12 protein-coding genes are annotated in these 12862 nt (G+C 40.1%); 4 read left to right on the forward strand and 8 right to left on the reverse strand.

The features are described 5' to 3' along the window. Nucleotides 1-15 precede the first annotated feature (15 nt). The 3 genes from fliE to AAEZ22_RS09430 form a co-directional block, all read right to left on the reverse strand. Nucleotides 16-348, reverse strand: coding sequence for a flagellar hook-basal body complex protein FliE (gene fliE / locus AAEZ22_RS09420; protein WP_041454357.1), 333 nt, complete (start codon nucleotides 346-348; stop codon nucleotides 16-18). 160 nt (nucleotides 349-508) lie between these two features. Continuing rightward, a complete protein-coding gene (locus tag AAEZ22_RS09425) occupies nucleotides 509-1969 on the reverse strand; it encodes a sigma-54-dependent transcriptional regulator (RefSeq protein ID WP_352297041.1) in 1461 nt (486 codons plus the stop codon). After that, on the reverse strand, nucleotides 1966-3078 hold the full coding sequence (locus AAEZ22_RS09430; protein WP_089368937.1) for a sensor histidine kinase: 1113 nt from the start codon (nucleotides 3076-3078) through the stop codon (nucleotides 1966-1968). The genes AAEZ22_RS09425 and AAEZ22_RS09430 overlap by 4 nt, the downstream gene beginning before the upstream one ends. A 146-nt stretch (nucleotides 3079-3224) precedes the next feature. On the opposite strand from AAEZ22_RS09430, the gene AAEZ22_RS09435 reads away from it, so the two are divergent. Both AAEZ22_RS09435 and AAEZ22_RS09440 read left to right on the forward strand, forming a co-directional pair. Next, the gene (locus tag AAEZ22_RS09435) at nucleotides 3225-3821 is read left to right on the forward strand and encodes a DNA-3-methyladenine glycosylase I (protein WP_352297044.1); all 597 of its coding nucleotides are present in this window, start codon (nucleotides 3225-3227) and stop codon (nucleotides 3819-3821) included. A gap of 251 nt (nucleotides 3822-4072) precedes the next feature. Then, nucleotides 4073-5056: an IS110 family RNA-guided transposase gene (locus tag AAEZ22_RS09440; RefSeq protein ID WP_352297047.1), complete on the forward strand. Its 984-nt coding sequence runs from the start codon at nucleotides 4073-4075 to the stop codon at nucleotides 5054-5056. 122 nt (nucleotides 5057-5178) lie between these two features. On the opposite strand, the gene AAEZ22_RS09445 is transcribed toward AAEZ22_RS09440, so the two are convergent. After that, nucleotides 5179-6612, reverse strand: coding sequence for a sigma-54 dependent transcriptional regulator (locus AAEZ22_RS09445; RefSeq protein WP_352297050.1), 1434 nt, complete (start codon nucleotides 6610-6612; stop codon nucleotides 5179-5181). A gap of 373 nt (nucleotides 6613-6985) precedes the next feature. On the opposite strand from AAEZ22_RS09445, the gene fliS reads away from it, so the two are divergent. Both fliS and AAEZ22_RS09455 read left to right on the forward strand, forming a co-directional pair. Beyond that, nucleotides 6986-7387: a flagellar export chaperone FliS gene (fliS, locus tag AAEZ22_RS09450; RefSeq protein WP_011327479.1), complete on the forward strand. Its 402-nt coding sequence runs from the start codon at nucleotides 6986-6988 to the stop codon at nucleotides 7385-7387. A gap of 6 nt (nucleotides 7388-7393) precedes the next feature. After that, nucleotides 7394-7693: a hypothetical protein gene (locus tag AAEZ22_RS09455; RefSeq protein ID WP_011327478.1), complete on the forward strand. Its 300-nt coding sequence runs from the start codon at nucleotides 7394-7396 to the stop codon at nucleotides 7691-7693. Between the two features lie 415 nt (nucleotides 7694-8108). Here the strand turns inward: AAEZ22_RS09455 and fliD are convergent, their stop codons facing one another. The 4 genes from fliD to AAEZ22_RS09475 all read right to left on the reverse strand — a co-directional run. Continuing rightward, a complete protein-coding gene (fliD, locus tag AAEZ22_RS09460) occupies nucleotides 8109-9521 on the reverse strand; it encodes a flagellar filament capping protein FliD (protein WP_352297054.1) in 1413 nt (470 codons plus the stop codon). Nucleotides 9522-9602: 81 nt separating this feature from the next. Then, complete coding sequence (locus AAEZ22_RS09465) at nucleotides 9603-10016, reverse strand: flagellar protein FlaG (protein WP_352297057.1); 414 nt, start codon at nucleotides 10014-10016, stop codon at nucleotides 9603-9605. 138 nt (nucleotides 10017-10154) lie between these two features. Then, entirely contained in the window at nucleotides 10155-11618 is a 1464-nt protein-coding gene (locus AAEZ22_RS09470) for a flagellin (RefSeq protein ID WP_502935262.1), read from the reverse strand. 297 nt (nucleotides 11619-11915) lie between these two features. Next, nucleotides 11916-12862: flagellin (locus AAEZ22_RS09475; RefSeq protein WP_352297063.1), on the reverse strand; the 947-nt coding region annotated here is incomplete at its 5' end.

A 12862-nucleotide genomic window follows, 5' to 3' on the forward strand; every position in this document is an offset into this window, starting at 1 on the left:
TTCTCCACTACCTGATTAAACAGGCATATTCATGATTTCTTTGTAAGCTTCAACAAGTTTATTACGCACTTGTACGGTCGCTTCAAATGCAACAGAAGATTTTTGCGAAGCAATCATTGCCTCTGCAAGCGATACGCTTCTGTCGCCCATTTCAACCGCTTTTACTTTTTGACCTGTGTCTTGCTGTAACTCATGCACAGTATTGAGCGCATTGCTAAGCATATCGCCAAATTGTGCTGATGACGTAGACTGAACTTGCGTAGGCAATTTATTAATTTGATTATTACGGCCCGCTTCTAAGGCCATTGATTGCATTTCTTGAAATACAGCGCTATTTTGAATTTTCATTATTTGTCTCTAACAATGCAGTTAACTCTTAAGGTTAATAAAGCACAAAACGTGCCACATAAATAAAGCTTTAAATACATGGTGTTACAGTTAGTTTTTACTTAGTCAGAGTTTTGACAGCCCTAAATTCAAGGTATTGAATTTAGGGCTTTTTTGAAGGTTATGCAGGAAGTGAAATACCTAAGTCGCGCATTTGCGCTAGTTTATAACGTAAAGTTCGCGGGCTAATACCCAAAGTTTCGGCTACGTCTTTACGCTTGCCTTGGCAACGCGCAAGTGTTTCTAAAATAATTCGATGCTCTTTATCTTTAAGCTCATCTTTATAACTGCCTGTATCTTGAGCGAGTAAATCTGATTTTTGCTCATTCGGTGTTTGCTCATCAAGCTTTTCATCACCCGACTTTTCGTCATTAATAATGGCTGTTGTTTTACTATCGTAATAGGCGCTAGTTAACGCACTTTCACTAATTGCTGGCTCTACTACAAAGTTACTTGGGGCTAAGTTTTCAATAAAAATAGCTTGCTCACTTATGCTGTTGTCACTGCGCAGTATAAGCGCACGCTGAATTACGTTATCAAGCTCACGCACATTACCTGGCCATGTATGGCTAAGGAGCTTTTGCTCAGCTTGCTTATCTAAAATAGCCAGCGGCTGCTTAGCTTTAATTAAATGACGTTCAATTAAATGCTTTGCCAACACAATAATATCGCCAGGGCGCTCGCATAATGGCCGCCACATAAGCGGAAAAACGTTAAGGCGATAATATAAATCTTCCCTAAACTGATTATTTGCAACCGCTTGTTTTAAATCGCGATTACTGGTTGCGAGTATGCGTACATCCAGCGCAATGGTTTTACGGCTACCTAAGCGTTCAACTTCACGCTCTTGTAATACACGCAGTAGTTTAACTTGTAAGCCTAAATCCATTTCGGTAATTTCATCAAGTAAAATTGTACCGCCCTGTGCTTGCTCAAACTTACCTGGGCATGCCTGAATCGCGCCAGTAAAAGCGCCTTTTTCGTAGCCAAATAATGTTGCTTCTAGCATGTTTTCAGGAATCGCCGCACAGTTAATAGCCACAAAGGGCTTTGCAGCACGCGCTGATTTATCATGAATAAACCGCGCTAATACTTCTTTGCCCGAGCCACTTGGCCCCAGCACCATAACACTGGCGTCTGATTTAGCTACCCTGCTTGCAAGCTCCAACAATTGAATACTCGTTGGATCGGCAACAATAGGGCCGTCGGTTTCTTTGGGTTTTTCGGGCAAATAGCGGCTCACCATATTTAATAGCACCTCGGGTGCAAATGGTTTGGCCATATAATCAATCGCGCCTAAGCGCATTGCCTCTACCGCATCGTCAATAGTTGCGTAGGCGGTCATCATTAATACCGGTAAATCGGGGTAATTTAATTTAATACTGCGCAGTAAATCTAGGCCGCTCATAGCGCCCATTTGCACATCGCTCACCACTAACGAAAAGGATTCTTTTTTAAGTAGTAACATTGCTTGCTCAGCACTGTCGGCAGCAACGCATTCAATACCCGACATTTCTAGGGTATCTATTAATGCTTCGCGAAGCCCTGCGTCGTCCTCTACAACTAAAATAGTATTACTCATAACGATTCCTCTAATTTAGATGCTGCGCTAATTGGCAATAACAGGTTAAAACAAGCGCCGCCATGTACATTATTAGTCACCTCAATACGCCCTTGGTGCGCATTAGCAACAGAGCTAACAACCGCCAACCCTAAGCCTGTGCCTTGGCTGCTAGTGGTAAAAAATGGTTCAAACAGTTTATCTACCTGCTGTAGGTCAACACCTGGGCCATTATCACTCACGCTTATGCGTACAAAATCTGGGGTTTGCAAATCGCGCATTGCACTTACTTGCACTTGTGCCCCAGCGCCTATAATTTGAATACTGTTATGAATCAGGTTTTGAATCGCACTGGCAAGCGCGGTTTTATTCCCTAAAATCGCAATGTCGGGTTCAGGTAAGCTTACATCAAGCTCACTGTTATTAAGCGTTACCATGGCATCTGCACCGGTTTTTACTTCGCTTAATAATTGCTGCATAGACACCTGCTCAACCACATGCTGATCGCCACTTTTGGCAAATAGCAGCATGTCGTTTACTTGGTTTTCTAAATCTTTTAAGCGCGACATTAATTTAGTTTGAAAGTTATCGCGCGACGCTTCGGGTAAGCGTTTTGAACCTAAATTAGCAGCATAAAGCATAGCCGCCGACAGCGGCGTACGTACTTGGTGCGCCAAAGATGCCACCATTTTACCCAGCGCACTTAAACGCTGCATATGTGCAACCCGCTTTTGTAAGCGGCGGGTTTCGCTCAAGTCTGTCATTAAAATAAGTTGCCCAGGCTCTGGGGCAAGTGCGGTAATATCAAGTTTTATTAAGCGCCCGTCTTTTAAAGACACTTCGTGACCATCATCTTGCTGAGGCCGAAAAGAGCGCTGAATAACACTAAACCACTTTTCGCCTTCTAGCGGCTCGCCAAGCATATCAATCGCAATTTGATTCGCTTTCGCTATCATGCCTTTACCATCAAGCACAATTACTCCTGCGGGCATAGTATCTACTAAATGCGAAAGCCAACTAGCCTGTTTACGCAGATCGCTTAACTCCCCTATATACTCCTCTTGAAGTAAACATGGGTTATACTGATTTGCAGAAATAAACTGTGGTTTTAACACACTAGCAAGTGCCATAATCAAATCTCTAATTGATGCAGATATAGCTTTAAATGCACAATTTATACCACCTTTTATTACCATGTATATCATTGAGTTACACAGTAAAAATACGCGACATTAAAATGACGCGCAAATAAAAGCACCGCAACTAAGGAACTATAATGACCAAGCAATCTCGCTGCTCATGGCTCGACACCAGTAAACCCGACTACGTTGCATACCACGATAACGAATGGGGAGTGCCTGTGTATGACGATAAAAAACTGTTTGAATTTTTAACGCTGGAGTCGGCGCAAGCAGGCTTGAGTTGGTACACTATTTTAAAAAAGCGTAATGGTTATAAAAATGCTTTTGCCGACTTCGATGTACACAAAGTAGCAGCATTTACCGAGCAAGATATTGAGCGACTAATGCTTGATGCAGGTATTGTGCGTAATCGCTTAAAAATTGCTGCTACTGTAAATAACGCTAAATGCTTTATTAAAATTCAGCAAGAGTTTGGCAGCTTTAGTAACTATCAATGGCAGTTTGTTGGCAATAAGCCGCAAGTAAGTAATTTAAACTCTGCTGATGACACACCAGCAATTACCCCTATCTCAAGCGCATTTGCTAAAGATTTAAAAAAGCGTGGTTTTAAGTTTTTAGGGCCAACAACCGTATACGCCCATATGCAAGCCTGCGGTATGGTTAACGATCACAGTAATAACTGTTTTAGAAAAGAAGAAGTTAAAAAGCTAGGGGCTAGGCAACCAGTCTGATTTCAGGCTTTTAATCAAGCCTCTGTAATTAGTGCGCGCGTCAGCAAGCTTAACGCCTTGTATCTTGTATCTCTCATTGATAAATGATTAGCTATCATTTATCACATCGAAGTCAGTGAGCTTGCCTTTACGCCTAGTATTTAATACTGCTCGGTAGATAAAGCCCTGACTTTCTATTCTCACAAACTGAATGGTATCCAAGCACGCTTTTATTTAAGTAGATGCTGTATGTACAAGGGGAGTAAGTAGAGATGATGTTTATCGGCATTGATATTAGTAAAGAGAAAATTGATTTATCATGGTTGAGAGACCAGCTTACAAACAAGATTAAAACAAAAGTCTTTAAAAACAAGCGCCAAGATTTTGTAACAATAGAAAAGTGGCTTTTAAATACAACTAAAAGCGCTGCTAGTGAGCTCGTTATCACCCTCGAACCAACGGGTGTTTATCATGAAGCACTGATGTATTTTTTACACGAGCAAGGCTTTAAAATTATTTTAGCGAATCCAGGTAAAGCTAAAAAGTATGCAGACGCTTTAAACATAATTCACAAAACAGACAAATCTGATGCAACGATGCTTGCTCATTATGGCTGTGCTAAGCACGCAGTCGTTAATTATTGGCAACCTGAAGCGTTAGAAATTAGAGAGCTTAAAGCCCTTATTCGTCGTTTAGATGCGCTTGAGAGTAACCGACAACGAGAAGCTAACCGATTAGAAGCAAGTGAATTCAGCAACGTTTCCGCGCGTGTTTGCCAATCGATAAAAGTGACAGTCGCGTTTTTAGATGATGAAATTAAACAGCTTAAATCTGACATTGATAACCACATAGATAATGAACCTGATTTAAAAAGAAACAGAAAACTACTTGAGTCTATCCCTGGCATTGGGCCCGTATTATCGAGAGAGTTGACGTATTTGTTTGCGGCTAAAAAATTTAATAAAGCCAAAGAAGCGGCGGCTTATTGTGGATTAATTCCACGGCACAATGAATCGGGTAAATTAAAAGGGCGAACATCAATCAGTAAACTTGGGCCAGCCAGAATTCGATGCAAACTTTATATGGCGGCCATTGTTGCAGGGCAATGGAATAAAACAATAAAACGACACAAGTTAACGTTAATAAATAATGGTAAAACACCGATGCAAGCTGTGTGTGCAAATATGCGAAAGCTAATTCATATATGTTTTGGTGTAATAAAAAACCAGGAAGCGTTTAAGCTCCAAGAAATTTAAATACGACCTTGAAGCTTAAAATGAGAGATGGTATCTACAGCAAAAGCTAAACGCTGTGCTTGGTTATTTTTTACCTAAAGCCTGAACCCTGACACCTAAAACCTGATAGCTACCCTTAGCTTTTAATCTCTCGACAAGTTATATTTTTTCATTTTTTCGACCAAAGTAGTGCGGCGTACTCCGAGTATTTCGGCGGCGCGAGCAACTACATAATCAAAGCGCTCTAATGCTTGAGTAATTAAGTTAATTTCTAGCTCGGCTAAGTATTCTTTAAGCTCAATCCCTTCGCTGGGTAACAAGCCTGAATCTGCTGCTGTAGAGTGTTCGGGCTCATCGTCATAGTCGCTAAAGTCGGTGCTAAATATGTCGTTAAAGGCATCGCGCTCCATTAACTCTTCTGGATACTGCGGCTCATAGGCTTCAACTTCAATATAACGATACTTAGCCGGTAAATCAGGAACATCTACCACTTTTTCCGGGAACATTATCACCATTCGCTCAACTAAGTTTGCAAGCTCGCGAATATTACCCGGCCAACTATGCTCTTTTAAACTTTCGACAGCGCGCTCTGTAAACTTAGCGGTTGAGCCACTTTGCTCATTAACGCGGCGCATTAACTCTTTTAATAGCAGCGGTATGTCATCGGCGCGCTGGGTAAGCGACGGGCTTTCAATAGGAAATACGTTTAATCGGTAGTATAAATCTTCACGAAACGTACCTTCCTCTATCATGGTTTCGAGGTTGCGATGGGTTGCAGCAATAATGCGTACATCAGCCTGAATCGCTTTAGTGCCGCCTACTCGCTCATAACTACGCTCTTGCAATACGCGCAGCAACTTAACTTGCATTTGCAGCGGCATATCACCTATTTCATCTAAAAATAGCGTACCGCCTTGCGCTAGTTCAAAACGCCCTTTTCGAGCAGAAATAGCCCCCGTAAATGCGCCTTTTTCATGACCAAATAATTCACTTTCGAGCAACTCCCCCGGAATCGCACCACAGTTAACTGGTACAAAAGGCCCTTTAAGGCGTTTAGATAATAAATGTACGTTACGCGCCACTACCTCTTTACCTGTGCCCGACTCACCTAAAATAAGTACATTAGCATCGGTTTTGGCTACTTGCTCAATTAAAAAGCGCAGGTCTTTAACCGCCGATGTTTCGCCTACTAGGCCATCAAAAGTATTGTGTGGTTTACTGTGTTTGTGCTCAATAGGCAGCATGCGTTGATATTGTTGGCAGTCGTGTAATAATTGCGTGGTTATTTCGTGGCTAAATGGCTCACAAATTAGCCCCACTACATTAGCAATACTGAGTAAAGGCTTGAGTGTTTCGCCTATTAGTAAAAAAGGAAACGTAGGGTAGCGTTTAATTAAACTTTCGTGATCGAGCACCTGCAATGCACCTAAAATTACAATGCATTCTTTACTTTGATACTTACTACACGCTTGCTCAAAGTCGGCTTCAGTTTGTAATTGCACCGCTTCACCAATAAAAGTAAGTGAGGCATATAATCCTATCGAGCGATTGTTATTATTATCTAAAATTAAGATCATATTTAGCGGGCCATTCATTTCACTAATTTATTTTGTTAATCAAATTGTAAGCCAGTTGAAATTGTATGCAAGCACTAGTGGCGACTTTTTGACATTAACGCCAAAAAACAGACACTTTAATTAAAGCAATAATACTTAAGGATTAACCATTAAGTATTAAGGTTATAAAGGCCCCCTACATTCGCATAATAAGTTAATCGCAAAGCTTAATACTTAAATTAGAGAATAAAGTCACTTTATAATAAAAATATTCACTAATATTTACTTAAGTTGCCACCTTAAATGCCGATAAGTAAATATATATAAAATGCTTGGCATTATAATTGCTGGCATTGTATTAATATTTTTAGTTATCAAAATTTAGGATCTTCTCATGGCACATGCATCAATTAAAAAATACGGTCAAGTTCGTGCAAGCAGTATTAGCGAAATGACACCTTACGAACAAATAAACCTAATTTTTAGTAACATTATTGGGCGCTTAGCTGCAACCAAAGGTTTTATTGAACGCAAAGAAATTGAAAAAAAGGGCGAAAACATTTCAGCCTGCATTTTACTTTTTGGCGCATTACAAGACGCACTTAATTTTGACATTGAGCAAGGCTCAGAAATTTCAGACAACTTATTAGCGTTATACGACTATTGCCAGCGTACACTAACTAAAGCTAACTTAAATAACGATACAGCAGCAATTATGGAAGTTTCTAGCATAGTGAAAGAAATAAAAGAAGGGTGGGATAATATTCCTGCTAGCGAACGCTCTCCTGCAGTTTAATTTATTATGCCTTTAATAACTGACCAACAGCCAGCAGAGCAAATTAAACAATTGCTCTGCGAGCTTGAAACACTGGTAAATAACAACGATGCTGACGCGGCAGCTTTACAGCTTGAAGCATTAAATACGTGTTTAAAAAGCTGGTGCGAAAGCGCTGAGCAGCCAAGTAGTGACGAGCTTATAACAACACAAGCGCATATTAATGCTATTTTAACTCAAGCTAACATCCATAAAGACGACTCGTTTAAAGCCTTGTTAAAGCATAAAAAGTCAGACAAAGCGATCAGCGCTTACAAAAGCACTTAAAAAGACAGTTAGCATAATAAGAAGTAAATTAAACGATGGTGTTGCCCACTGCTCTTCTCTAAAGCGCAACGCCCTATTATCATCTTTATAAATAAGTTATTTAAAGATCATTTTTCACAAAGAGAAAACAATGAGGGGGAATGAGGAGTAAATTAAACACATAATTGAGTGTCTTTTTTCTTCTCTAAAGCGCAGCGCCCTCTTATCCTCTTTGTGAATATATTTACTTAAATCAAATTGCGAATTAGAGGAGAATGTGAAGCCAATGAAACCAATAGTAATTTTTAACGCAAAAAGTGCGGCATTGTTGTGATTAAGTGAAACCGCACTTATAGAACTGAAAACTGCCTTTTCGCAAGCTCAGTGTTTGTATTAGCCTAAAGCCTAGTATATTCCCTAGAGCTTGAGCCCTTAACTACTTAGACTTTCTAACTACACCTGGCATATTATCTAACTGAGATTGAAGATAACTACTGGTTGAGTTTAAGCCTGCTACTAATAAATCCATGCTGTTGTACTGCGCATAAAGGCGCGACTCTAACGACTGCATTTTACGTGCAAACGATACTCGTTCGTCATCAATCCCACGAAGCTGGCCTTCTTTACTCTCTATTCTGTTTTGAATTAAGCCATCAGACTTAGTATAAAAGTTCATTAGCTCATCAAACGATTGGGCAAAACCGCCTTCGTCTTTATTTTCGCCAATAAAAAACTGCTGTACTAAATCAACATCATTTTTTACTTGTTCATCTAAGCGTTCGCTATCTAAGCTTAACTTACCGTAACGATCAGCGGTTACACCTAACTGCGATAGCGACAAAGAATTACCATCGCCTAAGTCAACACTGTTGGTAATTTCTTGCCTTAACTTTGACATAACACCGCGCAGCAGAGAATCACCCGCCATTACGCCAGCACCATCTTCGCCAGATTTACCTAAGTTTTTACTTAGTTCTAGCAGCTCGTTATAACTTTTAATAAAGCTATCTAGCCCTGCTTTTATATTATTGTTATTTTCTTTAACGGTTAGCTTACTTAGGTCGTCGTCAACACCTTGTGCTTTTTTAGCGGTAATAGTCACGCCATCAATCACATTTTTAAATTCGTTAGTGCTACTAGTTACCGTTACTGTACCGTCAATAGTTATTGACGCATCAACAGCGGCAACCACTTCGCTCACATTTTTTATTCCTGCAGGTGCAGGGTCAAATGCTAAACGCGAAAGGCCTAGGGTATCGGTGTTATTAGCATCGTCGTCGGCCACTGCAATTTTAATTTGGTTTTCTACACCACTGGTTTGAGCCGAAAATACTAAGCGCTGGCCTGTGTCATCGGTAATTATAGTGGCGTTAATGCTTTTGTTATCTTTACTGTTGTTTATTGCATCGCGCACTTCGCTTAGCGTTGCAGTGTTTGATACTGCAATATCAAAGCTATTATCGCCCGAGCTTAACGTCATGGTGCCAGCACCAACAGGGTTGGTGGCATCAAACGCACTCGACATTATTTTATGCTCAGTGGCTAAATTATTTACTTTTACCGAGTAACCACCTGGTTGGGCGTCTTTATCTGAGCTAAGCGATATAAAATCATCATTACCCGATGTCGTACGTTTTTGATAGTTATCGGCGTCGCCTAATGCACTCATCGACTCTTGTACTTTTTCAAGTGCAGCTTTAAGCGCACCCACAGCCGAAATATCGGTAGTTAAGTTAGCTTCTTTTCTATTTAAACGTGATTCAAAAGGCGCTTTTTCGGCATTAACCAATGCACCCACAATTTCAGATACTTGTAAGCCTGAACCTAAGCCAGTAAACGAAATAGCCATGTTTATACCCCTTTACACTATTAAATAAAAAAACAAAAAACTTAAAAAACGCAGCTACTATTTAGTTAAATACTTATATAGCTATACCGTTTGGTCAATTAATAAACCCGCAGTTTCAGACAGCTTAGACACTAAACTTAACACTTCTTCCGAAGGGTATTGTTTAATAACATCGCCAGTGGCTTTATCGAGCACTTTAATTACATCGCGGCCTGAATCTTCATCAACCTGAAATTGCAAACTACGGTTCATTTCGCCCATAAAATCCTGCAATTGCTGCGCCACTTTTTCAAGCTGTTCACGCTCTAGCGGTTGTTGCTGCGTAGCTGTACCTGCATTACTTTGATACTGCTGTGCTTGTGAACCGCTTTTTTTAACATCATCAACAGCACCAGCTGTTAATACTGTACCAGCTTGCCCTGCTTTGCTTTCGTTAGCCTGCCCAGTATTACTTGCCGTTACTAAAGTTTCTGCGCCTGAGGTAATTGCATTCATAACGCCTCCTAAATAGTTTTAAACATTGTACACTATTTATAGATTAGCTTAATTTAGTAAGTTAAACGACAAAAGGAGATGAACAAAGCCATCTCCTTTTTTAAAATACTAATACTGACTTTTAATATTAGTTAGCTATTAACCTAATAAGCTAAGTGCTGCTTGTGGTAACTGGTTCGCTTGCGACAAGATAGACGTACCCGCTTGTTGCAATATTTGGTTTTTAGTCATTTGCGCTGTTTCTGTTGCAAAGTCAGTATCTTGTATACGGCTACGTGATGCTGATACATTTTCTTGAATATTTGCAAGGTTGCTTATAGTATAATTAAAGCGATTTTGTACGGCACCCAAATCAGCACGCTGGTCATCGATTTGCGCCAATGCACCATCAATAACGGCTAATGCACTCTGCGCTCCAGCCTCTGTGGTTAATTTAATTTTAGATACCTTACTTAGCTCTGCGGCTTGGGTGGCCGCTGTTAACGTTGTTCCGCCTGATACTGAAAACGTTTTAGATGAATCTAAACTTAAAGTTCCCGTAATGGTTGCTGAGTCATTTCCTGCTGACACTAAGTCGACAGGCGCTGTGTTTTCATCACCATTGCTGTCAATGGCAGTTAATTTAGCTGTTGCTGTACCGTTGAGGTATGTATCTATCTCAATGTTTTCACCATCACTACTTTTTAAAGTGATAGAAGCATCACTATTATAAGTTGCAATTACACCCGTCTCATCAGATTTGTCATTAATTGCCTTCGCCAGCGCTGACTGGTCTGTTGTTTTTGTTGCTGTTGCCGCAATATCAATACCATTAAGCTTGAAGCTCGTAGTACCATCTGCACTAGCAGCGCCTAGTTTTACTTCTGTTGATGCTTGTGCTGCAACTCCATGCTCACCTGACTTTAGATTTATTGCAGCAGCTGCATCTTTCGCCGATGATTTTGCAGCGATAGTCACTTTAGTATCAACACTATCCGTTGTAAAAGTAAGGTCTCCAGTAGCAACAGTTGACGCGGCATCAGCTAAAGTAGTATCAACAATAACACCACCAAAACCAGTGTTCGCAGCACCCTCTAATTGCGTTTTATAGCCACCGATTTCTTCGGCAGCTGTGCTTTTCAGGCTTAATGTTATACTTTCATTAGCATTAGAACCAACCTGAAAGTTTTTAGTACCAAAGGAACCATTAAGTAATTGCTGCCCACCAAACGAGGTTGTCTCCGCAATTCGTGTTAATTCATCTTGTAACGCTGTCACTTCTTTTTGTAATGCACCACGGTCTTCTGACGAATTAGAACCATTGGCTGATTGCAACGCTAACTCACGCATACGTTGCAAAATGTCTGTTGATGCTTGCATAGCGCCTTCAGCCGTTTGTGCCATTGAAATACCGTCGTTAGCATTACGCTGTGCTACACCTAAACCGTTTATTTGCGATGTTAAACGGTTTGAAATTTGCATACCCGCCGCATCATCTTTTGCGCTGTTGATACGCATACCTGATGACAAACGTTCCATTGAAGTTGCTAAATTAGAACCTGATTGCGATAGGTTACGCTGAGCGTTTAGTGAAGATACATTTGTGTTTACTGAAATCATAATAAAACTCCTGATTACTTTCGTAATGTTGCTATTTTAATTTAACCAAGAGCTGTCACAAATGTATGCTCAGCTCCGTACTGATTAAGTTAACGGCAGGAGATAAATTATCTTTAGGAGTATTTTAAAAATAAATTAGTTTATTTGTTTAATAAAACGTAACCAGCTGTTTTAAAATAAAAAAGTTACTTATTAATTTTTATAGCGCATAGGGTTATGTTTCAAATAATTTTTTCTATCACAAAAAACGCACTTCAAATTGAAGTGCGTTTATATAAACAGTTACAGTAAAGTAAATAATTAGCCGCCTAATAAACTAATTGCTGCTTGTGGAATTTGATTCGCTTGCGAGAGTATTGACGTACCCGCTTGTTGTAATATTTGATTTTTAGTCATTTGCGCTGTTTCTGTCGCAAAGTCAGTATCTTGAATGCGACTACGTGATGCAGATACGTTTTCTTGAATATTAGAAAGGTTACTAATTGTATGCCCAAAGCGGTTTTGAGCCGCACCTAAGTCAGCTCGTTGTGAATCAATTTGAGCAAGTGCACCATCAATTATAGATATTGCACTTTGTGATCCCTTCTCTGTAGTCAGATCAATATCCCCTACATTGTTTAATTCAGAAGATGCCGCTACTGCTGTTCCAGAACTTGCATCTAAGACGGAAAATGTTTTAGAGGATGATAACAATACTTCTGATGAAGTAATAAGCACAGGATTAGCCGCTGCGGCCGCTGCATTAACTAGTACACCTTCTTTTAGTTCAGTGTTATTTCCTGAAGAGTCTTTAAAAGTAGCGGAGTTCTCAGTTGATCCATCAACGTCTGCATAATCTGTAAGAGTAATATCAACACCAGCGGTACCTCTTAAAGTCAGTTCACCAGTACTACTATCGTGAGTTGCTGTGATTCCTGTAGTACTACTTTGAGCATTTATAGCAGTCTCAAGAGCAGACTGATCAGTAGTAGTTACGCCCAGTACTGTAATCGGTGTACCGTTTAAACTAAAAGATATATCACCATCTATACTTGGAGGGCTAAGCGTGGCTTTAGTTTGAGTTGCTGGAGTCACTACAGTCGCTTCAGAAGTTACATTCTCTATCCCACCTTCGGTTAATGTAGTGTTATTACCTTGGGAGTTTGTGAAAGTAGCTGAATTATTAGTTGCTCCATCAACGTCTGCATAATCTGTAAGAGTAATATCAACACCAGCGGTACCTCTTAAAGTCAGTTCACCAGTACTAC

Origin of the sequence: Pseudoalteromonas sp. 20-MNA-CIBAN-0454 (assembly GCF_040308685.1) — a bacterium.
In the GTDB taxonomy this organism is placed as follows: domain Bacteria; phylum Pseudomonadota; class Gammaproteobacteria; order Enterobacterales; family Alteromonadaceae; genus Pseudoalteromonas; species Pseudoalteromonas nigrifaciens.